22 protein-coding genes are annotated in these 20,325 nt (G+C 54.5%); 9 read left to right on the top strand and 13 right to left on the bottom strand.

Translation table 11 applies throughout. The features are described from left to right. Positions 1-33 precede the first annotated feature (33 nt). The 6 genes from E3E36_RS00365 to E3E36_RS00340 all read right to left on the bottom strand — a co-directional run bounded on the left by E3E36_RS00365 (position 34) and on the right by E3E36_RS00340 (position 5,325). On the bottom strand, positions 34-1,440 hold the full coding sequence (locus tag E3E36_RS00365; RefSeq protein WP_167893491.1) for a hypothetical protein: 1,407 nt from the start codon (positions 1,438-1,440) through the stop codon (positions 34-36). 185 nt (positions 1,441-1,625) lie between these two features. Then, positions 1,626-2,330, bottom strand: coding sequence for an ABC transporter permease (locus E3E36_RS00360; RefSeq protein WP_167893490.1), 705 nt, complete (start codon positions 2,328-2,330; stop codon positions 1,626-1,628). Further along, entirely contained in the window at positions 2,327-3,028 is a 702-nt protein-coding gene (locus E3E36_RS00355; RefSeq protein ID WP_167893489.1) for an ABC transporter permease, read from the bottom strand. Before E3E36_RS00355 ends, E3E36_RS00360 begins: the two co-directional genes overlap by 4 nt. After that, complete coding sequence (locus E3E36_RS00350; RefSeq protein WP_167893488.1) at positions 3,025-3,873, bottom strand: ABC transporter ATP-binding protein; 849 nt, start codon at positions 3,871-3,873, stop codon at positions 3,025-3,027. Before E3E36_RS00350 ends, E3E36_RS00355 begins: the two co-directional genes overlap by 4 nt. A 40-nt stretch (positions 3,874-3,913) precedes the next feature. After that, a complete protein-coding gene (locus E3E36_RS00345; RefSeq protein ID WP_167893487.1) occupies positions 3,914-4,660 on the bottom strand; it encodes a class I SAM-dependent methyltransferase in 747 nt (248 codons plus the stop codon). Then, positions 4,657-5,325: a helix-turn-helix domain-containing protein gene (locus tag E3E36_RS00340; RefSeq protein WP_167893486.1), complete on the bottom strand. Its 669-nt coding sequence runs from the start codon at positions 5,323-5,325 to the stop codon at positions 4,657-4,659. Before E3E36_RS00340 ends, E3E36_RS00345 begins: the two co-directional genes overlap by 4 nt. A gap of 55 nt (positions 5,326-5,380) precedes the next feature. Here E3E36_RS00340 and E3E36_RS00335 point away from each other — a divergent pair, with 55 nt between their 5' ends. After that, positions 5,381-6,052 (top strand): adenylate kinase, encoded by a 672-nt coding sequence (locus tag E3E36_RS00335; protein WP_167893485.1) that lies wholly within the window; start codon positions 5,381-5,383, stop codon positions 6,050-6,052. Here E3E36_RS00335 and E3E36_RS00330 read toward each other — a convergent pair. Then, positions 6,018-6,758, bottom strand: coding sequence for a hypothetical protein (locus tag E3E36_RS00330; protein WP_167893484.1), 741 nt, complete (start codon positions 6,756-6,758; stop codon positions 6,018-6,020). The two genes, E3E36_RS00335 and E3E36_RS00330, sit on opposite strands and share 35 nt — an antisense overlap. A gap of 63 nt (positions 6,759-6,821) precedes the next feature. Here E3E36_RS00330 and E3E36_RS00325 point away from each other — a divergent pair, with 63 nt between their 5' ends. From E3E36_RS00325 to E3E36_RS00315, 3 genes are all read left to right on the top strand, one after another. Further along, positions 6,822-7,103 carry a ubiquitin-like small modifier protein 1 gene (locus E3E36_RS00325; RefSeq protein WP_167893483.1) on the top strand — a complete coding sequence of 94 codons (282 nt, stop codon included), beginning with the start codon at positions 6,822-6,824 and terminating at the stop codon, positions 7,101-7,103. Between the two features lie 80 nt (positions 7,104-7,183). Then, positions 7,184-7,852, top strand: a complete 669-nt coding sequence (locus tag E3E36_RS00320; RefSeq protein ID WP_167893482.1) for a class I SAM-dependent methyltransferase — start codon at positions 7,184-7,186, stop codon at positions 7,850-7,852. Further along, positions 7,849-8,253: a ParB/RepB/Spo0J family partition protein gene (locus E3E36_RS00315; protein ID WP_342764359.1), complete on the top strand. Its 405-nt coding sequence runs from the start codon at positions 7,849-7,851 to the stop codon at positions 8,251-8,253. The genes E3E36_RS00320 and E3E36_RS00315 overlap by 4 nt, the downstream gene beginning before the upstream one ends. A 6-nt stretch (positions 8,254-8,259) precedes the next feature. Here E3E36_RS00315 and E3E36_RS00310 read toward each other — a convergent pair whose 3' ends face one another. Both E3E36_RS00310 and glmS read right to left on the bottom strand, forming a co-directional pair. Then, positions 8,260-11,124, bottom strand: coding sequence for an STT3 domain-containing protein (locus tag E3E36_RS00310; RefSeq protein WP_167893481.1), 2,865 nt, complete (start codon positions 11,122-11,124; stop codon positions 8,260-8,262). Positions 11,125-11,134: 10 nt separating this feature from the next. Further along, complete coding sequence (gene glmS, locus E3E36_RS00305; RefSeq protein WP_167893480.1) at positions 11,135-12,943, bottom strand: glutamine--fructose-6-phosphate transaminase (isomerizing); 1,809 nt, start codon at positions 12,941-12,943, stop codon at positions 11,135-11,137. Between the two features lie 163 nt (positions 12,944-13,106). Here glmS and E3E36_RS00300 point away from each other — a divergent pair, with 163 nt between their 5' ends. After that, complete coding sequence (locus tag E3E36_RS00300) at positions 13,107-13,310, top strand: PCNA-inhibitor (protein WP_167893479.1); 204 nt, start codon at positions 13,107-13,109, stop codon at positions 13,308-13,310. Here E3E36_RS00300 and E3E36_RS00295 read toward each other — a convergent pair. Then, positions 13,305-14,447, bottom strand: coding sequence for a methyltransferase domain-containing protein (locus E3E36_RS00295; protein WP_394353047.1), 1,143 nt, complete (start codon positions 14,445-14,447; stop codon positions 13,305-13,307). The genes E3E36_RS00300 and E3E36_RS00295 overlap by 6 nt on opposite strands. A 64-nt stretch (positions 14,448-14,511) precedes the next feature. Here E3E36_RS00295 and E3E36_RS00290 point away from each other — a divergent pair, with 64 nt between their 5' ends. Further along, entirely contained in the window at positions 14,512-15,897 is a 1,386-nt protein-coding gene (locus E3E36_RS00290; protein WP_167893477.1) for a dolichyl-phosphate-mannose--protein mannosyltransferase, read from the top strand. Between the two features lies 1 nt (position 15,898). On the opposite strand, the gene rnhB is transcribed toward E3E36_RS00290, so the two are convergent. Genes rnhB through E3E36_RS00275 form a run of 3 tightly spaced genes read right to left on the bottom strand, consistent with a single transcriptional unit; the run spans position 15,899 to position 18,214 of the window. After that, positions 15,899-16,597 (bottom strand): ribonuclease HII, encoded by a 699-nt coding sequence (rnhB, locus tag E3E36_RS00285; RefSeq protein ID WP_167893476.1) that lies wholly within the window; start codon positions 16,595-16,597, stop codon positions 15,899-15,901. 4 nt (positions 16,598-16,601) lie between these two features. Continuing rightward, positions 16,602-17,423, bottom strand: a complete 822-nt coding sequence (locus E3E36_RS00280; protein WP_167893475.1) for a metal ABC transporter permease — start codon at positions 17,421-17,423, stop codon at positions 16,602-16,604. Continuing rightward, complete coding sequence (locus tag E3E36_RS00275; RefSeq protein WP_167894641.1) at positions 17,420-18,214, bottom strand: metal ABC transporter ATP-binding protein; 795 nt, start codon at positions 18,212-18,214, stop codon at positions 17,420-17,422. Before E3E36_RS00275 ends, E3E36_RS00280 begins: the two co-directional genes overlap by 4 nt. Positions 18,215-18,394: 180 nt before the next feature. Between E3E36_RS00275 and eif1A the strand changes: the two genes are divergently transcribed. From eif1A to E3E36_RS00260, 3 genes are read left to right on the top strand one after another with little or no spacing between them, the layout of a single operon-like run. Next, positions 18,395-18,763: a translation initiation factor eIF-1A gene (eif1A, locus tag E3E36_RS00270; RefSeq protein WP_167894640.1), complete on the top strand. Its 369-nt coding sequence runs from the start codon at positions 18,395-18,397 to the stop codon at positions 18,761-18,763. 36 nt (positions 18,764-18,799) lie between these two features. Further along, positions 18,800-19,576 carry a serine protein kinase RIO gene (locus E3E36_RS00265; RefSeq protein WP_167893474.1) on the top strand — a complete coding sequence of 259 codons (777 nt, stop codon included), beginning with the start codon at positions 18,800-18,802 and terminating at the stop codon, positions 19,574-19,576. Between the two features lie 11 nt (positions 19,577-19,587). Then, positions 19,588-20,325: a KH domain-containing protein gene (locus E3E36_RS00260; RefSeq protein WP_167893473.1), complete on the top strand. Its 738-nt coding sequence runs from the start codon at positions 19,588-19,590 to the stop codon at positions 20,323-20,325.

Below are 20,325 nucleotides of genomic sequence, written 5' to 3'. Positions count from 1 at the left end.
TTCACTCTTTTGTTTTTAAGAAAGAAAAGGGAATTAATTGCTTTCTATGTAAATACCAACCGGAACCTGTGTGTCGCATGTTCCCACATGATACGTATACGTGCTGGTACCCAGGTAGATGTATTCTGAAACGTCCTGACCAACACCATTCCATTCTCCGTAATTCTGGATACCACCGTAAACATCGAGAGAGCTTGAAGAGGTGTAGTAAATTCCAGCGCTGAGCCCTGCGGCCCATGGAGGAACTGCACCACCGCTTAACGCCACTGCAAGCGCCCCTATTGGAATTCCAATTCCAAAATCCGCGGAGCATGAAGCCGAAGCATCCGAGACCAGCAAAGCAAGACTCTTTGAGTCTCCGACTCCAAGAGCAGTGGCATACTTCATGTCGATTCCACTGTATATCCAGTTCATAATGGGGGGATCAGGCAATCCGGACTTGCTTCCCCCGAGAATTTCATTTCCGCTTGTGTCAATGTCATTAACCCCTTCCTGGATCCTCTCTTCTCCAGTAGGCACACAGTTGTTTATACTGGCAGTACAGTAGTACTCTTTCTGGTGTAGATGATATGGCGTAGCGTTGATGTAGATATATCCTTTCTCGTTCGGCCCCAGCAGCAAACTTCGTGAGAAGTAAAATTTGTTCTCTATGGTATAGAAGTCATTTCCATAGATATCTAGACTTGGAGTATCCTTTTCTGAAATCTTGTAGCCGTAGGCTATCGTAAGTCCAAATCTGGTGTAGTAACTCTGTGAAATATCCATCCACGCATTAATGAGTCCTGAAGCAGAATACTTGTTGTCCACGATCAGAACAGGCACTTCAACGTAGTTTGAGTAGTTTGAAGGTCCCCATGAAAGACTCCAGTCGGTCTTCCAGTAATAGAACTGTCTGTTGGATCCTAGTGGAGTTACATCGCCACTTTTTGTATTGGATGTAAGAGGTGATGAAGGCAGTCTGTGTATGTCAATCTTTACGGTCTTTTTGAGACCCTCTGAAACTTCGGCGGTGTTATAGTTAACCACCGCAAAGCCTCTGTACAGTTTTCTGTTTTCATGATCTAAAACCCAGACAGAAATCATTAGCGAAGAGCCAATCCCCCCAGGGTAATCCTTTCCCCACTCTTTGAGAACAGACTGAAGCTTTTCATCAGAGAGTGGGATTCTGACTGTATTTCCAGAGTCCCAGAACTTCAAAGGGCTTGGTTTGTCGAGAGTTCCGTAGAAGATAGTCCTATAAACTTCCCGTGTGGGAACCAGTGCATCTATCTGAACCTGCACCTCGACGTTCTTTGATATCTCAGTGAGGGGTCTGCCCTTCTCATCAACCAATGCAATCTGAATAGCCGGTGGCTGAAGTGCATTTGCTAGATATACTCCCATCGTTCCACTAAATAAAAAGGCTACAAATAGTATTCTGATAATCCGTTTTGACACCATTCTAATCCCCTAATCAACATTTACATATCATATTGGTACGTCAATGTTTATAACTTTTTCCTTTTATTTTGAGTAATTATTTCTGCTTTTTTCGTGGTATTTTATAATTCCAACGGTAGTTTTGCTAACTGTCTGAGTGAAAATAGAGCAGAGTAAATGAGCGAACATAAATGTTCGCCAATATCTCAGAGCACCCTTTTCCTAAACAGCACCACTAACGGGACGAGCCACACCAGATGCACCGCAACCGCCATCGGAAAGTCACCATAGTCGTTCGTGAAAATCCCTTCAAAGACCCTGTAAGCCCAGTAGGTGGGTAGGAAGGCTGTAAACCTGCTCCAGTCCGTTGGGAGGTTCCTCCACTCCACGACGAGCTTTATCGCAGGCGGGAGCATCAGCATCCAGCCGAGAACTTTTGAAATTGTCAGGGCCTGCATTCTTGACTCCGCGAAGGTCGCTATTATGAGCCCGTAAATCCAGACCTCGAGAATGAAGAGGGCCATCAAGGAAAGGAGACCCTTCTCAGGCACATCTATGTCGAGTATGCGGGGCGCCGCGAGGGTGAGGAGAGCGGTTATTATCGAGGCCCAGGTCAGTCTGTAGGCCAGAAAGGCCTCGCTTGATATTGGAATGACCTGGAGGGCCTGTACCGTCCTGTCCTCCTTCTCGTCGGCCATCATGAAGCCCGGTATCATGCCGAATATCATGGGTATGAATATCATCATCAGGAGCGCCAGTATCGGATAGTAAACCCCGATGCGGTCTTTGAAGTAGCGGACGATGAGGAGCAGAACGAGCGTCATGGCGACGCTGTAGACCAGCATCGGGTCCCTCCGGAGCAGTTTGATGTCCGTCTTATAAATCGTCCCAAACTTTTTCACGAAGCTCATCTCAACCCCTCCACCGCGTATCTGTAGAAGCGTGTTCTGGCGATGTGATAGGCAAGGGCGCTCCACGCAAGCAGTGCGAGTCCGGACAGAAGCAGCGTTTCGGTTGAAATCTCCTCGAACGGTGCCTTGAAGAAGTAGAGCGCCGGGTAGCTCGGTATGAGGTATAGAACCTTCCAGATTTCGCCGGTTAGGTAGCCGTGGGAGTGGGCAAAGGGCAGGAGCGAGACCACCATGACGCCTATTATTGGCACGAAGTAGTCGTCCAGATCGCGGTATTTAGCGGAAATCCCGATGCCGAGGAGGGTGTAGACGATGGAGACGAGAAATGACCCGGCGAGAACGTATGGAATGCCATCGAGGGAGCGGGTTCCAACGGTCAGGATCAAGGCGGCCCCGGCGACTGAAATCCCGCCGAGAAGGAGGGTCTTCGCCATAATGTAGTCCCTCCACTCCATCGGCGTCACTGCCAGAGCCCCAATCGCCCCGTCTTTCTTCTCCGCGAATATCTCCGTGCCCACGAACATGAAGCCAACAAGGCCCGGCTCAAGGAAGAGGAAGAGCGGCACCATCGTCGCGAGATATTCCCGAGGAAAGGCGAGAAGCATGAGGCCGTAGGCGAGGGCTATGAGAAGGTAAATTGGATAGGCGTAGTCCCTCACGCCGATTATGAGGTTTGTCCTCACCAGCTTTCCTATCATACGAGCCTCCTCCCGGTGACCTTGAGGAATATCTCCTCCAGCGTCGGCTCTTCGGTGTTTATCCTCCTCACCTCGTGGTTTTTGATGATGCTGAGGAACCCTTCGTTTTTGCCGAGCCCCTCCAGCGGGAACTCGGCGGTTTTAACTCCACCATCGGCCACGTACTCGACCTTAACGGTCCTCTTCCCCATCTTGACCTTGAGTTCGCCCGGGTTGTCCACGAGCCTCACGGCACCGTCGACGATGAAGGCAACCCTGTCGCAGAGCTCATCAGCCACGTACATGTTGTGCGTTGTAATGAAAATCGTCTTCCCGTTCTCGCGCATCTCTAGGAGCAGATCCTTGATTTTCCTCGCGCTGCCCGGGTCGAGGCCCTCAAGAGGCTCGTCGAGGAAGAGGATTTCCGGATCCGGCAGTAAAGCCCTCGCGAGGTCGAGCTTCTTCTTCATACCCTTGGAGAAGCCCGATACGAGCTGGTTCGTCTCTTCGAGCCCTACCATCTTGAGGACTTCCAGGGGGTCGAGGTGCTTTCTGTAAAAGCTCGCAAAGAACTCCAGGTTTTCAAGGGCAGTCAGCTTGGAGTAAACGGCAGGAAACTCGAAGGAGACACCGATTTTGTTGTAGTAGTCTTTGCCCCACTCCCTGAGGTCTTTCCCGAAGACCCTTGCGGTGCCCTCGTAGTCCTTGATGATTTTCACCAGAATTTTGACCGTTGTAGTTTTACCTGCCCCATTGGGCCCGAGGAAGCCGTAGATTTCGCCCTCCTCGACGGAGAAGCTCAGGTTCTCAACACCCCTAACATCGCCGTAATACTTCCTCAGACCGCTAACTTCAATCACCGGCATGCTTTCACCGGTTTGGAATACGCACTTAGGGCAGTTATAGTTATCCCCTCACATGTGCGGGCTTCTCCGCGAGCACCATGATCTCGATGTCGTCGAAGTCCACCTTCCTCCTGCCCCACCTCCCGGCGGTGCCTCCCCAGATGCCGAGAACGTTGAAGCCGACCAGTTTGAACATCAAATAGAGCTCCGTGGGGACATAGACGCGCTCCCTTATGGGAAACTTTGTCCCATTGGGGGCCTCAACCTCCTCAAAGAAGGTCATCCCGTGCGGGTCAAACCTACCTGCCTCAATGTCCTCGTTCGTCGCTTTCTTTACCCTCCCGAGTGCACTAAGGGCTGTCAGAAGAAACTTCCCGCCTGGCTTCAGCGAGTCGTAGACGTTTCGCAGTATCGCGAGGTCGTGCTCTATGGGATCGTCGCCCGCGCCGAGGAGCGAGAATGCCCCCTCGCAGAGGCAGATGGCCGCGTCAAACTTCCCTTCCCGTTTGAATTTCGTGGCATTGGCCTTGATGAACTCGACAGCTACCCCCTCTTCTTTGGCCCGCTTTCTGGCCTCGTTCAACATGCCCTCGGAGATGTCAATCCCCGTGACTCTGTAGCCCCTCTTTGCGAGCCCTATCGAGTGCCTGCCAACGCCGCAACCGACGTCGAGGATTCTGGCCCCCGTCGGGAGCCCGAACTCCCGCACGATGAACTCGATCTCCTCTTTCGTGTTCTTTGTGAACGGCTCGCTTAGATAGTGGGGCGCTTCTATGTCGAAAAACTCCTCCCACACGTGCTTCTTCATACTTCCACCTTCTTTCCGCTACTCAAGAACCCCTCCAGAACCTTCTTCACTCCCTTCCTCAGGTGCTCCTTCACCGTTGAGGGGCTCAGGCCCAGAACCGCCGCGAGCTCCCTGAGGGTTACCTTCCGGGGGCTGTCGAAGTATCCCATCCTGTAGGCCATGATCAGGACTTCCCTCTGTCTGGGCGTGAGCCGGGAGAGGTGGCCTTCCCCTGAAGCAACGTCTTCAACGCTGAGCAGTCTCGCGTTGTAGCCCTCCCGCAGGGTTCTAACGACCTCCCCCACGAGCCCGTCCTCACAAAGCACGGAGAGTATGCTTTTCCCCAGCTCCATCTTTCCGCTTTCAAAGATGACCAGGCCTTTTTTCATGAGGCTGAGCAACTTCTCAGCGTTTCTGTCGGAGAGAAAGTCCGCCCTCGTGTAAAGGATGTAGTGGTCATCTCGGGGGATCAGCCTCACGTCCCGTATCTCCGGGAGCCCCCTGATCCTCTCCAAGAGCCCACCGACGTCGGTGCCCTCCTTAAACTTAATCTCCGCGAGCTTGACCACCTCACCCCCAATGAAAAAGAACGTGTCCCCGTAAGCCCACTCTATGCTGTCTATAAACCATTCAAATCCCCTGACAGTCTTCGCTGTTTGGGGTATGGCGAACCTGAGGCGTTTCATAACGGTCACCGCAAGTATTTTAGACATCGGGGAATAAATACCCAATGGTGGTCGGATGAACATACTTATTTTTGGCCCTCCAGGAAGCGGCAAGTCAACCCATTCCCGAACGATAACCGAGCGCTATGGGCTTGCCTACATATCCTCCGGCGACCTGATAAGATCCGAGATAGAAAAGGGGGGCAGCCTTGGGGCTGAGATGGAGCGCTATCTCCGGAGGGGTGATCTGATACCGGACACTGTTGTCAACACCCTGATAATTTCCCAGCTCCGGAGGCACAGGAGAAACTTCATACTTGACGGGTACCCCAGAACCGCCGAGCAGGTAATAGCGCTTGAGAACTACCTGTACGACCATGGCATGAAGGTGGACGTGGCGGTAGAGATATTTATATCCAGGGAAGAGAGCGTTGAGCGGATATCGGGAAGGAGGATCTGCCCGAAGTGCGGCAGGGTCTACCACCTGAAGTACCGTCCGCCCGAGACTCCTGGAAGGTGCGACGTTTGTGGCTCACGCCTGATCCAGAGGAGGGACGACGTTCCAGAAATAGCGAAAACAAGGTACGACCTGTACATAAAAAACATGCGGCCTATTATTAAGTTTTACAAAAAGCAGGGGGTCTACGTCAGAATCAACGGGCACGGGAGCATCGGGGAAGTCTGGGAACGTATAAGGCCCCTCCTGGACTACATCAGCTCCTACCTCTCTCCAGAGGGGAAGCCGTAGGGCTGCCCGCGCTCCCGGGACCCTCAGTGTTTTCATCGTGTCCCCTCCCGGCCCCAATGACTGCGGCGACGTCATCATCGAAAAAATCCATGACAGCGGCGTTGACCGAGATGTAGTCCATGCCCAGAGTCCGGAGGTACGAGCGAGCCTTGTACCCCAGATTCTCCGCCAGGCTCTCCTTGACCACCTGAGGGGTTTTCTTTCTGAGTATAAGAACCACAGTCAGCGTTGGCCTGCCGTCGGAGGGCATGCTGAGAACCACACTGGAGAAGTCTATTCTGTTCTCCTTCAGGTATATGAGGAGACCCCTTCCCAGGCGCTCCAGAGCCCTTCTGGAATCCTCGGGGCAGTTTACTATCAGGCCCCCTGTTCCTTTCCTCTCCCCTGGACCCGAGTGGACGATCCTGAATCCGGCCACCCTGAACTCCAGATCATAGAGCCGGCCGAATTTGTTCGTTGCATCCGCCGCGAACTTGTCAAGGAGGGCGGACACTACAGAGTCAAGATTCAGGGGGATGAAGGTTTCAGGGGAGCCGACCTTGAAAACAAAGTCTATTTTAAGTGTCCTCCCTTCGTGGCCCACCACCGCGTCTATGCCCGTCAGCTCTATGCCCAGGATATCGAGGGCATCTTTGATGCCCGTGGCAAAGAACTTGTCCACAACGGGATAGTATTCTGGGGGCTCCACCGTCAGCAACGTCATCATCGTTTTATGTTGTGACGAAATCACTTTAAGGGTTTCCCTCGAAATCCCAATCAGGTGACCCTCATGAGAGTCAGGTTCTACGCCACCTTCAGGGAGATAATCGGGAGGAAGGAGGTCGAAGTCCACGGTGTAAGGACCGTCCGGGAGCTGATAGATTACCTGGCGGAGCACTACAACAAGAGGATCCGGGATGAACTCCTCCACACTCCGAGGGTCGGGCCGGACAAGCCCGTTGACGGCATGATACTGGTGAACGGTCACAACATCCTTCACCTCAAGGGACTCGACACTGAGCTGAAGGATGACGATGAGGTGCACATATTTCCGCCGGCGGGAGGTGGATGAGGGAACCAGTGCCTATGGGGGTGGTGAAGCGGGGCATGATCCACGCCGGGCCTGAGTGAGGAGGGAATACAGTGCGAGGTGTGGAGTATTTCAACCGGATAGCTCACCGCTACGACAGCTGGTATAGGACAGGGGCCGGGCGGTACGTGGACAGAACCGAAAAGTGGCTGATTTTCTCGATGTTGCGGACGAAGTCAGGCAGGGCCCTTGACCTCGGATGTGGCACTGGGAACTACACGGTGGAGCTCAAGAAGCTGGGATTTGACGTCATCGGGCTGGATGCCAGCGAGAGGATGCTCGAAATAGCGCGCTCCAAGGGGCTGGAGTGTATTAAGGGCGACGCGTACAGCCTTCCCTTCCCCGATGAAAGCTTTGACCTAGTTCTCAGCGTCACGATGTTCGAGTTCATCCACGAGCCGGAGAAGGTGGTTCGGGAAATACACCGCGTCCTCAGGCCAGGCGGGGAAGTTTTGATAGGCACGATGAACGGTAGGAGTGCGTGGTTCCTTTTCAAGCGCCTGAAGAGCGTTTTGACCGAGACAGCCTACCGGTACGCGCGTTTTTACACTCCAAACGAGCTGGAGGGGCTGCTGGTGAACTGCGGGTTCACAGATGTGGAGAGTGCCGGCGTCATCTTTTTTCCCTCATTCTGGCCCTTCCTCGGTCTGGCGGAGAGGGTCGACAGAAAGTGCTTCAGAAGGTGCAAAAACCTCGCCGCGTTCATCGCGGTAAGGGGGCGGAAAGCGTGAAGGAACTGCACCTGATAACCCGCGAGGGGGCTTTTTGCCGTGCCGCACACATAATGGATGAGTACCGTGCCCTCTACGGCCTTGACTTTGAGATTGAGCACACCTTTCTGCCCCTAGAGCTCCTCGTCCCCACACAGGCTGAGCTGAGCGAGGCCAAGCTCCTGGTCGTCCTGGAGGAGGTCAGGCACGGCTACGACGCCCCGATAATCGTGATCCCCTACGGGGAAAAATATTACATAGTTGATGGCCACCACAGAGCGTTTGCACTCTGGAAGCTCGGCTTCCGAGAAGTTGAGGCCCTCATCCTGCGGCCAAAATCAAGGTTCCTGCCCGGTGTCGTGAGAACCGCTGAGAAAAGCGGGCTGAAGCACCTTGCGGACATAAAAATAGTCAGGGATTAGGAGGGCTCAGCCCTCCCAGACGACGTACTCTTTCTTTGCAATGAATATCGGCTCCACCCTCTTCCTGACTATGACGACCTTGTCCTTCCCGTACTCCCGGTAAAGCCCCTCGATGTACTTGTCGAAGACGTCCTCCGGCACTGAAGCCCGGGCGGTTATGGGGTTGTCGCCAGCTTTGACGCTCAGTGTTTTGACGGGCACGTATGCTATGATGTCCTGGTGCGGTTCGAGGTAGAAGCTGTCCTTCTCTATGTCCTTGCCGTTGGGGGCGACGTAGTAGACTATGCTCGCCCTGAGGGTGAGCTGGACGCTGTCGTAGCCCCTCCTGAATGCGGCCGTGAGCTCCAAGTTGCCGCTCTGGCCCTCCCCAAGGACGTAAGTGGGGACTGCCTCTTTTCCGTCAACATAGACCGGGCCGTCGAGAACTCCGACCGGGCCGTCCTGTATCAGGACGAAGCGGTACTTTGTGGCGTTTGGTACGACCAGGCTGACCTCTACGGGGGTCTCGTTGAGGTGGTCTATGTTCAGGTTCTCGGCAAGAACCTCCCGCTTTATGAGCTCTGTCCCGTTGTAGGCCTCAAAGAGTAGGGTGGCGTCCTTAACGTCCCTGCCAAAGGCGGATATCCACAGTCTGAGCCTCTGCTCTCCGGGCTTGAGCTTTCCTCCCCCGAGACTGGTATATAGGGTCTTCCATGTGCCGTTGTCGTACTCATCCACCCTGTAAACCGCGAAGGGCCTGAACTCATAGGTGGAGACGCTCCCCTTGGTGTAAACCGGCTTGAAGTTGGAGAACAGTTTCTGTGCGTCCCAGGGCTCGTAGGAGTAGGGTATGTGGAACGCCAGACGGACAAAGTTGCTGAATGCTATCTTCTCATACGCCAGTATCCCGTAGCTTCCGAAGTCATAGAGGACGTAGGGTATGTCGCGGCGGCCCGGTATGACCTGCCCCTTTGCGAGGTTTATTGTCATTACAGGCTGGTACGAGTACTGTCCGGCGTTTATGTAGACGACAGTTCTTCCGCTCTCGTTGGTGTACTTTATGTACTGCGGGTAGATGACCTGGAACATCGGGCTGTTCCGGTACTCTCCGTAGGTTATCGCGCCGCCGAGGTAGCTTATGGCGTTGAACTTGTAGATGTCCTGCTGCCAGACGATCAGGTAGTTGAGCTCCCACGCCTCAAAGTCCTGCTCGCTCTCGTTGCCCTGGTGGGCGAAGAAGTCGGCAACTATGTAGCGCCTGTCGTAGGCGTGGCCGCCATCGGTGGCGGAGCGCCTGTGGCTGAGAAGGCTTGACTCAATCCAGTAGCCGTAGTCCCACCAGCTGGTGGCGCTGTCGAGCGGGTCGCTGTTCTCCTTGAGCCAGTTGAGGGTGTCAACCCAATCCGAGGGGACGGAGCCCTGTCCCTTGGAGTAGCTCCTGGCGATGTCCCCCATGTACTGGGCCCCTATGATGGGCAGGGGGATGAACAGCAGTATCAGGAGCACCGCGTAGAGTGCCTTGGTCGTGAGGCTCTCCTTCATGCCCTCAACGAACAGGAAGGCCTCCCCAATCGCGACACCTGCGAGGAGGAGCATTGCTCCGGAGGCCTGGAAGACAAAACGGACTGCCATCAGAAGGAGGTAGAGGGATCCAAGGTAGTAGGAGACCAGGAAGATCTCCTTGTGACCTGTGAGGTCGTTCTTAAAGAGCTTCCTCAGGAACCTCAGGAGAACCACGACGAATCCTGCGGCAGAGAGCAGGAATACTATAGCATCCTTCGTCTTAACGCTGTAGTAAGCGGTAATGGTTCTCCAGTCAGTCTTCGCAAGCTCCGCCACCGTCTGGTAGAGGGGGTTTGACTGATATGCTGCCCCCATGAACTTGAGGAGATCCCTGCCAAAGTAGCCGTAAAATGCAAGGGCTGCCAGAATCGCTATGCCAGCAACCATTCCAAAGCGGTGTTTTTTGTCCGAATAGTTGAGACCGAGCCTTTCCCCGTAGAGCATTATTGCGACCAGAACGCTGAGGGCAATGAACCCTTCAAGGGCAAAAACCAGGAACCATCTTATGCCGATGAATCCGGTATAGGATAGAACCAGTCCTAGTATGAGGGAAGCGCCGTAGAGCGGGAAGAAGCCCCTGACAAACCTCTTCAGGACGTCAACCATTCCGAAGATGAAGAACACTACCGTGGTGATGCCCGCGAAGAGGAGCAGTATGCTGACACCAAACGTGCTTCCTGTCCAAACGGCCATGTAGAGGACGCTATTGATCAGGAAGAGTATTGCCCCGAGTATCTTCTTCCAGTTCCACTCCCTCTCGTCGAGGTACACCAGGAGGAAGAACACCGCGAAGAGGAAGAACATCATGAAGGGCCCTTCACCGCGGTTGTTGCCTGAGTATGTCTTGCTGAAGTTTGCGTAGGAGAACATCATGAACGCTGCCGCCCAGAGGCCGGCCCAGTTGGAGTGGAGCTTTCTGCCCACGAGGTAAACAGCTATCACAGTGAGGGCCCCTACGAACGGCGGCCAGAGCTTGAACGCTCCGAGGACGTCCGTTCCAAACATCGCATGGGTTATCTTGTAGAACACGGCCTGGACTGTGTAAAGCCCGAGGTAACCTCCCGCCTTTATCCCCGCAGGCGGGTCTGCGTAGGCAAAGTACCTGGGTATCCACTCTGTTATGGCCTGCCTGTACATCTCGTAGTGGAAGAAGGTGTCCGGGTCGAGGAACGTCTTGTAGTTCGAGGTCACGCTCCTCAGTTTGAACCCCCAGTAGGCTAGCAGGAGGACGATTATTGGGATGCCGTACTCCTTGAACTTCCGGTAATATGCCGGAAGGGAGGGCCTTTCGCCCCTCTTTCTCTTCTCCTTAACGCTTGTTTTTACCATTCTGATCACCTCATTCAACTGTAACGGACTTCGCCAGGTTTCTGGGCTTATCGGGGTCGTTGCCCCTCAGCACGGCGAGGTGATATGCGAGCAGCTGCAGGGGCACCACATATACGATTGGGGTCAGCAACTCATCCATCCGGGGCATCTCCACGAGGACGTCAGAGACCCTCCTGAGGTCTTCCGAGTCCCCGAGAGATATTATATACGCCCCCCTTGCCTTGGACTCCTCTATGTTGGAAACCATCTTGTCAAACGTTCTCCCTCTAGGAGCTATCGCGACCACGGGCACACCCTCCTCAAGCAGGGCCAGGGGACCGTGCTTGAGCTCGCCGGCACTCAGGCCTTCCGCGTGGATGTAGCTTATCTCCTTGAGCTTGAGAGCGCCTTCAAGGGCCGTTGGGACGCTTATCCCTCTTCCGATGTAGAAGAAATCTTTCTTATCCTTAAGTCCCTCGGCCAGTTCTCTGAGGGACTCATCGTGCCTGAGTACGTCTTCTATGAGCTCCGGAACCCTCTGGAGGCCTTCTTCCAGCGACTCGAGGTATCTCTCCTCAGCCGTTCCGAGCACCCTCGCCGTTTCAATGGCCAGCATTGTGAGAACCGCCAGCTGTGTGGTGTATGTCTTGGTTGCGGCGACTCCTATTTCAGGCCCTGCATGGGTGTAGACCGTGAGGTCTGCTATCCTCGTGGCCATACTGCCGACAACGTTGACTATTGCGAGAACCTTGGCGCCCCTCCTCTTTGCCAGTTTCATGGCCGCCAGGGTATCAGCCGTTTCCCCGCTCTGGGTTATTGCTATAACGAGGGTATTTTCATCAATGAGGTTCTCGAACTCATAGCGGAACTCGCTGGCATCCTCAACTATCGGGACCTTCCCGGTGAGGCGCTGGAACAGGTACTTCGCAACGAGGCCCGCGTGGTAGGACGTGCCCATGGCGACGATAAATATTCTGTCGTACTTGGAAACCTCCTCCGCGACTGAGCGCATTGTCCCGGCGTTTCCGTGAAGGGCGTCCCTTATGGCCCTCGGCTGTTCATATATCTCCTTGAGCATGAAGTGCGGAAAGCCGGCTTTTTCGGCCATTTCCAGCGTCCATTCTATCTCGTGGACGGGCTTTTCGACGACTTCCCCGGTGTCAAGGTTCTTGACAACGTAAGAGTCCTTTGTGAGGACGGCGTACTCCCTGTCATCGAGGAAAATTGCTTTGTTGGTGTACTCCAGAAAAGCCGGAACATCGCTGGCCGCGAAGTTTTCGCCGTCTCCTATTCCCAGAACCAGAGGGCTCTCGTTTCTCACGAAGTACAGCCGGTCGGGCTCTCCAGTGTAGATTATTCCCAGTGCGAATGACCCTTTGAGCCGGAGTAGGGCTTTTCTCATGGCCTCCTCAAAACTTCCGCCCGATTTGAGCTCCTCCTCTATGAGGTGCGCTATGACCTCCGTGTCGGTGTCGCTCTTAAAGGAGTGGCCCTTTTTGAGGAGTTCATCCTTCAGCTCCGCGAAGTTCTCAATTATGCCGTTGTGAACGAGGGCTATCCTGCCCGTGCAGTCTGTCTGGGGGTGGGCGTTTGTATCGTTCGGAACACCGTGGGTGGCCCACCTGGTGTGTCCGATGCCCCTCTTTCCGGGCATTTCAAGAAAGCCGAGCTTTCCTGTGAGCTCGTCTATCCTCCCGGCACCTTTTTTCACGAAGAGGCTCCCTCTATTTTCGGTAACAATCCCTGCGGAATCATAACCCCTGTATTCGAGGCGCTTGAGACCTTTAACGATGACCTCGCATGCGTTTCTGTCCCCTATATACCCGATTATTCCGCACACCCTGACCACCCGCTCTGGTTTACTCTTTCCCTAAATAAATACCGGGAGTTAAAAGCGTTTCCCAACGGCGGTCTCTCGGTGCCCATTGATATACCCTTTGGTTCAGCCTTCGATTGGTGGAAAAACCTTTATACCTAGGAGTATACGGGATGTGGGTGGGGTGATGGACAGGAAGCTCGACGAGTTCCTGAGACCCGCGTCCCAGCGGGCCCCTGTGGGCGGGGAGCGGGCAGAGCCGCGTAAAAAGAAAAAACGGCTAAAATCAACTAGTCTTGACTCTTTTCTGCCCGACGAGCACCTGGACTATTTCAAAAGGCTCCGTATCGGTTCAAAAAAGATACGGAACGCTAGAATAGAGGAACTATAGTCCCTCCGCTATTATCGCCATCTTTCCGAACTGGAAGACGAAAGCCCTTCTTTCTCCCTTCAAGTTTGCCTCTATCCTCTTTCTGACCTTCCAGTACTCTCCTTCGGGCACGCTTATCCTGAGCGTTGCCCTGCCGAAGCCCTCCTTCCTGAGAAAGTCGTTTATCCTGACTGGATGGAAAGGCACGACGCCCACAACGGCGTAGGTTCTCTTGAGGTAGGGACTTCTGATTTCCTCGTTGCCGGTCGCCAAAACGCGCCTCTTCTCGCGGAGGAGCATCTTTGTTCCGGCCGGGAGCAGGTGGAACAGCTCGTTTATCAGGTCGGCGTAGTCAACGCTCTGGGGGATCTCATAGAGGTACTGGCCCGGCTTTTCTGCCCATTCGACTATGTGCTCCAGTGAGGGATCGCTTTCAAGCCTCACTCCTGCCGGCAGGATGACGGCGCTTCTCTCAGCTCTTGCCAGAGGTTCCGTGTAAAAGGTCAGTCTGTTGAGTGCACCGAAGATGTCTATGTACTCAAACTCTCCCTTCCAGGGAACCCTCTCGCGCCTCATCTGGGGAGGCAGGTCAAAGATAAAGGCGTCCGTTTTGGATTTGTAGGCTTCGTATACCTCCAGCGGGCTTGGCAGGAGGTCTTCCAGCCTTCTCTCGGGCATCTCTGGTGGCCTCGCCGGGTCGGAGAACACGACCTCGGCGTCTATCTTCTCAACGGTCTCAGGGTCGAGTGAATCGGCGTTTATGAACTCGATGTTGTCCACACCGTATTTTTCGGCGTTTCTCCTCGCGAACTCAACTTTTAGAGGATCGATGTCGATTCCATAGGCCTTCTCGACCTTCATCGCGTAGAAAATCAGCTGAATTCCGATTCCGCAGGAGACATCTGCTATGCTCTTCACGCCCAGCTCCTCTAAACGCTCGGCGCGGTACCTCGCGACGACCTCGTGGGTGGCGTAGCGCAGGCCTTCCAAGTCCATCCAGAGGTCGTCCCGGGAGAACTTGTCTTTTGCCCTTATCCTGGCCCGGGCTATCTCGGCGATTTCCCTCCAGTTCTCGCCAAGCTTGGCGCGGAGCTTCCTCTCGTCGAGGCCCCTCTTTATCATCTCCACCGCAAGCCTAACCTGTTCCTCGGTTATCATCATGTTTCGAAGCTCGGGGAGAGGCTTAAAAACGTTGCCCGCCATATTCACCCGGTGCGTTGAAATGGAATGGAGAAGGGTGCTCTTTGTGCTCCTTGTCTGTCTTACCGTCACCGGCTCATCATGGTACCTCTACGACTTTGCATCACGGTCCGACCTCAGGGGATACATCGGGGATGAGGTCTGGTACGTCCCGGCATCGAGGAACGTCCTGCACCTTCTTGGGGTGGAGCTCCACTACATAAACGAGACCACCGGTTCCGAGGGTGTCAACATCATATTTTCCAACCAGAGCACTAGGATCCGGTACCAGTATGAGGTCGAGAAGATAGCCCTCAGGCACAACGCAACCTACGAGAAGGAGTACCTCAAATTTCCGGGTGTATACTTTGAGGTACCCCCAGACAACCTGGAATCCTTTCTCGGGGATGTGGAAGAGAAGCTGCCAGAGGATGCGTACTACACGGTCACAGGTTATTGGTATCCCGACAAGGACAACATCCAGAACTACCTCAACACGGAGCACCCTTTCCTGGGCAAGGATCTGATAATGCTGGGCATGCTCTTGGGGGACAGACCCATTAACTGGCGCCTGCCCGGCATAGTGGCCTTTGCCATTATACAGGTTCTCGTGGTTGTTGCAGCATACCGGATAAGCCGTAGCTACCTGGCGGCACTGATAGCGCTGGTTTTCACGGCCGCAGACCCCACGCTCCAAGCCCTGGGCGTTGCGGCCATGCTTGACATCCACGTGGCGCTCTTCGTCGCCCTGACGGTTGCGCTGATGGTTCTGGGGAGGGACAGCCTTGCTTCAGTTTCTTTGGGGCTGGCGGCGTCGGCAAAGCTCAGCGGCGGTTTTCTGTGGCCTGTTCTTCTGGTGAGGGCCCTCAAGAGGGAGAGGAGCTTTTTCGGCTTCGTTTTGAGGGTCTTTTTACTGCCTTCTGCAGCGTTTCTGCTTCCGAACCTGACAGCGATGGGTGCCATAGGGCCCAAGGAGTGGCTCCGACAGTTCTTGTGGAGCTTCAAGTGGCAGATAAGCCCCAAAGCCGGCCACCCCGCGGCGTCTCCTGTGTGGGAGTGGTTCATCAACAAGACCGCGTTTCCTCTCCACTACAACCCGAACATCTTTGCCCAAACGGACCCGTTCCTTCTCCTCGGAATGGCCGTGTTTATTTTCGCCCTTCCGTGGCTCTACAGGAAGCGGCCAGCAGTCTTGGTGCCCTTTGCCTCCTTCTGGAGCATCGTTCTGATGTTCGTGGTCTACTACGCTGTGGGCGGAAAAACTCAGCTGAGCTTCTATGCCACGATCCTCGTTCCTCCGGCGGCGGTTGTCATGGGGGTTGCCCTCAACGAGCTCCTCCGCTGGGAGGCTTTCAAGGAGTCCCTCCGGCTCTACTTGGGATGGTTGCTTGAAATAAAGGACAGGATAAGGGCGAGGCTGGGGAGGTAGACTACCCCTTTAAAAATTCCTGCAAACTTAGCTGTCCCTTTTTTCTGGTTTTCTTCGTCTTTTTCGCTCTCAGCTTTTCCTCTATCTTCCTCAGCGTCTTCCAGGTGCGTCTTACTATCGGCGGAAACTCGCCGTGCTCGCGGTAGTATTCCTCCAGAAAAGTCCTCGTCTTCGGGTCGCTTGGGTAGCCGCTCCCTATCTCACCGTACTCCTCCTTTAGCCTCTCTATTGCCCTATCACGCGTAACCTTGGCGAGGATTGAGGCCGCAGAAACTGGCACGAACCTGTCGTCCGCCTTGTGTTCGGCGATAATTTCGGCCTCGAAGTCCAACTTTTTCTTAATATCCTCCCCGAAGCGCTTCTCCTTCACGTCGGCGGCGTCAATGTAGACGACGTCGGATTTTATCTTAAGCGAGTTGAGGGCCTTGACAAAGTTCTCCACCTCGAACTCGTTTAATGTTCCTTCGCGCGAGTCTATCTCCTCTGGCCATAATTCAAGAATTACATAATCGTCTAAAAGTGCAATTATGTCATCGAACAGCCTTTCTCTCCTCTTCGGAGTGAGCTTCTTCGAGTCTCTAACGCCAAGCTCCTCAAGCTTTGGAACGTTCTCCTCGTCAAGGACGACCGCGGCAATCACCATCGGCCCGATCACAGGGCCCCTCCCCGCCTCGTCTATCCCCGCCAGCTTTTTCCCCAAAATTTCACCTCCTGAAGACAACCGCACCGTAGATGGCGCCCAGCATTATAGTGGCTATACCGCTGGGCGGTATGTCCGTGAGGTATGCGAGCGCCACGGATGATAGCTGAACTCCGAGGGTCAGGAACAGGCTCACGCCGAGGACTTTCCTCATGTCGCTGCTCACCATGAGCGCTATCGCGCCAGGTAGAACTGCCACGACCTGGAGGGTTATCAGACCGACCGTCTGGACTATCAGGGCGCCGATGGCGCCAACGAGGACATAGAGGATCATGAGGTAGGCCCTTGCACTGCCCCCGTAGCTCTCTATCCCCTCTGGGTCAAAGCTCAGGTAGAGGAAGTCGCGGTAGAGGAGGAGCATGACGAGGAACAGGAACGCGCCGCCGAGGACAAGCGCTGTTAGGTCGTTGAGGCTTATGAGGAATATGTCCCCCGTGAGGTAGGAGACTATACTCTCGCCGAGGGGGAAGTACGGCCTGGTTGCCATGACCTTGTAGAGGACACCGAAGCCGAGAACCGTTAGGCCGGCGACGAAGCTGGCGACTATCCCCACTGCGGAGTCGGGGGAAAAGCCCAGCTTTTCAAGGTGGGCTATCAGGAGCACTATTGCGACGGTGACGGTTAGGGCAGTGAGCATGACCAGGGAGAGGTTTTCGAAGAGCAGACCTAGGATCATTCCAAGAACCGCACCAAAGAGCAGGGAGTGGAAAAGCGCATGAGTTAGAAATGCCAGCCCCTTGGTGTTGATGAGGGGGCTGAGCATGCCTAGCAGGACGCTGACCATTATACTCGCCAAAAGCGCGCGGAGGAGGTACTCAGGCATCACCTTCCCCCACCCCCATGCTGGTGGAAGTGGGCATCTCCAGTAATGCAGAAGAGTCTTCCCTCAACGGGGATGACCTTCGCCAGCGGTCCGTAGACGGATTTGATAATGCTGTCTCTGAGGACTTCTTCCGGCCTGCCGAAGGCCACAAGGCGCCTGTTGAGCAGCATGACCCTGTCCCCCAGCTCTATTAGGGGGTTTATATCGTGGGTCGTTATTATCATGGTTATTCCTCTCTCCCTCCTTATCCTGTCGAGAACGTTCGCCACCTCGACCCTCGCACTGGGATCAAGCGCCGAGAGGGGCTCGTCCAGGAGGAGCAACTTGGGGTCGCTCATCAGGGCCCTCGCGAGAAGAACCCTCTGCTTCTGGCCACCGCTCAGCTCTCTGAAGAGCCTGTCCTTAACGTGAGCCAGCCCAACGAAGCCGAGAGCTTCCTCGGCTTTCTGGAGGATTTCCTTTGGGATTTTGAAGTGGACGAAGCCTTTCCGGTAGATGCCGCCCATGGCAACTACCTCAAGGGCCGTAAGCGGGACGCGCTCATTGAGCACATAGCTCTGCGGTACGTAGGAGATAAGTTCCTTGGCTTCTTCAGGTTTTCTGCCGAATACTTCAAGCTTTCCAGTATACTCCCTGTGGAACGCCGCTATGGTTCTCAGAAGTGTGGTCTTTCCTGCCCCGTTGGGGCCGAGTAGAAGCATGGTCTCTCCTTCATCCAGCTCGAAGGTTACATCTTCCACTGCTCTCCGTCCCTCGTAGAGTATTGTTAGATTCTCGGCCTTTACTGCCTTCATGGTTATCTCCAAAGTGTGCATTAGCAGGGTGCGCTTTTAAACTTTAATGTGCCATCAGTGGGCAGTTCTGGGTAATCTCTATGCAAAAATTTTAAAAGCACAGAAATGTACCCCCATTAGAAAATTTTTGCAAGGCTCAGGTTTATAAGGTCCTGGGTTGAGCGGAGGGAGGTGATGATCATGGTGTACCACAGGGGTGGAAACAAAAAGAAGAAGGACAGACAGGTTCAGGGAGACGAGGTTATCCGTGTCCCCCTGCCGGACAAGAGCAAGGGACAGCTCTTCGGAATTATCGAACAGGCCCTTGGGTCTGGCTGGATGGACGTCCGCTGTGAGGACGGAAAGATAAGGAGATGCAGGATTCCGGGCAAGCTCAAAAGGAGGATGTGGATGCGCGTCGGCGACGTCGTCATAGTCCAGCCCTGGCCCGTTCAGACGGACGAGAGGGGCGACATAGTCTACCGCTACACCAGAACCCAGGTTGACTGGCTCCTCCGGAAGGGCAAGATAAGCCAGGACTTCATAAGCGGCGGCGAGCTGCTGTTCTGAGTTCATCGATTTCAGTGGGCAACAGCGTGAGGAGCGATGCGCGAGGATTTCATAGAGCGCGAAGTCGAAGAGATGCTGGGCCTCAGAGAGAGGCGCGAGAAGGACAGTGAGCTCTATAAGATAGCCAACGAGGTCTTCGACAGAACCACAAAGGAGACCCTCGCTTACCTGCACAGAAGGGGCAAGATAGAAGCCCTCTACGGCGTAATCAGTACCGGAAAGGAGGCCAACGTCTTCGCTGGGATAGACGCCAATGGCAACAGGGTAGCGGTGAAGATTTACAGGACATATACCACCGAGTTCAGGCGGATATGGGAGTATTTGGCTGCAGACCCGCGCGTCGGCTACCTGCCGAAGGACATGCGCAAGCTCGTCTTCGTCTGGACGCGGAGGGAGTACAAGAACCTCCAGAGGGCCATCAAGTACGCGGTGAGGGTTCCGGAACCGGTAATCTTCCGCAACAACGTTCTGGTAATGGAGTTCATCGGGGACGAACTCCCCGCACCCAGGCTAAAGGACGTTGAGAGGGGGCTTTCCAAAGAGGACTTCGAGGAGCTTTATAACTTCACCATGGGCGTGATAGAGAGGCTGTGGAAGAGGGGCGATATGGTGCACGGGGATCTGAGCGAGTACAATATACTGCTCTGGGACAGGCCGGTGGTCATAGACTGGTCCCAGGCGACCGTTAAGAGGAACAGGATGAGCGTCGAGCTGCTGAAGAGAGACCTGAGGAATGTCATCAATTACTTCGGTAGGAAAGGCGTTGATGTTGATGATTTCGACGATAAGTTCCGTGAGCTTGTTGGGATTTAGAGGGTGAGAGCATGGACGAGTTTGAGAGACTCCTCAAAAAGTACGAGCGTATTGACAAGGATGGCAGGCCTCTACGGGAGGAACCCGAGGTTGAGATAGACTACGCAGCCGAGGGCGAGCAGGAGGAGTTCCTGAGGATACCCAAAGACAGGGTGGCCGTTGTTATCGGTAAGAAAGGGCAGACGAAAAGGGAGATCGAGAGGAGGACAAAGACGAAGATAGAGATAGACAGCGAGACGGGAGAGGTCTTCATAACCGCCACGAAGGAAACCGACGACCCGCTCGCCGTCTGGAAGGCACGCGATGTCGTCATGGCCATTGGAAGGGGATTCTCCCCCCAGAGGGCCTTCAGGCTCTTCAACGAGGGCGAGACCCTTGAGGTGATAAACCTCACCGACATAATTATCGGCAACGACAAGAACGCCCTCCCGCGCGTTAGGGGTAGGATAATCGGAAGGAAGGGAAGGACGAGGGAGATAATAGAAGAGATGAGCGGGGCGGACATAAGCGTCTACGGGAAGACCGTCGCGATAATCGGCAACCCGATACAGATAGAGGTTGCCAAGACCGCCATAGAAAAGCTCGTGAAGGGCTCACCCCACGGGGTCGTTTACAGGTACCTCGAAAGGCGGAAGAAGGACCTCGAACTTGAGAGCTCCGCCTACTACGAGGCCCTAGAGGGCGGCCCTGTGGACTTTAAGGATCACTCCGGAGAAGACTCCGAGGACGAAGAGTTTTGGGAGGACTGA

The sequence above is a fragment of the Thermococcus sp. M36 genome, from assembly GCF_012027355.1.
In the GTDB taxonomy this organism is placed as follows: Archaea; Methanobacteriota_B; Thermococci; order Thermococcales; family Thermococcaceae; genus Thermococcus.
Note: the sequence above shows the minus strand (reverse complement) of the source record. Positions and strands in the feature narration are given on the sequence as shown.

Coding starts and splice junctions, on each gene's coding strand:
- E3E36_RS00365 (WP_167893491.1), bottom strand. CDS start 1,440: ATGGTGTCAAAACGGATTATCAGAATACTATTTGTAGCCTTTTTATTT.
- E3E36_RS00360 (WP_167893490.1), bottom strand. CDS start 2,330: ATGAGCTTCGTGAAAAAGTTTGGGACGATTTATAAGACGGACATCAAA.
- E3E36_RS00355 (WP_167893489.1), bottom strand. CDS start 3,028: ATGATAGGAAAGCTGGTGAGGACAAACCTCATAATCGGCGTGAGGGAC.
- E3E36_RS00350 (WP_167893488.1), bottom strand. CDS start 3,873: ATGCCGGTGATTGAAGTTAGCGGTCTGAGGAAGTATTACGGCGATGTT.
- E3E36_RS00345 (WP_167893487.1), bottom strand. CDS start 4,660: ATGAAGAAGCACGTGTGGGAGGAGTTTTTCGACATAGAAGCGCCCCAC.
- E3E36_RS00340 (WP_167893486.1), bottom strand. CDS start 5,325: ATGAAACGCCTCAGGTTCGCCATACCCCAAACAGCGAAGACTGTCAGG.
- E3E36_RS00335 (WP_167893485.1), top strand. CDS start 5,381: ATGAACATACTTATTTTTGGCCCTCCAGGAAGCGGCAAGTCAACCCAT.
- E3E36_RS00330 (WP_167893484.1), bottom strand. CDS start 6,758: ATGATGACGTTGCTGACGGTGGAGCCCCCAGAATACTATCCCGTTGTG.
- E3E36_RS00325 (WP_167893483.1), top strand. CDS start 6,822: ATGAGAGTCAGGTTCTACGCCACCTTCAGGGAGATAATCGGGAGGAAG.
- E3E36_RS00310 (WP_167893481.1), bottom strand. CDS start 11,124: ATGGTAAAAACAAGCGTTAAGGAGAAGAGAAAGAGGGGCGAAAGGCCC.
- E3E36_RS00300 (WP_167893479.1), top strand. CDS start 13,107: ATGGACAGGAAGCTCGACGAGTTCCTGAGACCCGCGTCCCAGCGGGCC.
- E3E36_RS00295 (WP_394353047.1), bottom strand. CDS start 14,447: ATGATAACCGAGGAACAGGTTAGGCTTGCGGTGGAGATGATAAAGAGG.
- E3E36_RS00290 (WP_167893477.1), top strand. CDS start 14,512: ATGGAATGGAGAAGGGTGCTCTTTGTGCTCCTTGTCTGTCTTACCGTC.
- E3E36_RS00275 (WP_167894641.1), bottom strand. CDS start 18,214: ATGAAGGCAGTAAAGGCCGAGAATCTAACAATACTCTACGAGGGACGG.
- eif1A (WP_167894640.1), top strand. CDS start 18,395: ATGGTGTACCACAGGGGTGGAAACAAAAAGAAGAAGGACAGACAGGTT.
- E3E36_RS00265 (WP_167893474.1), top strand. CDS start 18,800: ATGCGCGAGGATTTCATAGAGCGCGAAGTCGAAGAGATGCTGGGCCTC.
- E3E36_RS00260 (WP_167893473.1), top strand. CDS start 19,588: ATGGACGAGTTTGAGAGACTCCTCAAAAAGTACGAGCGTATTGACAAG.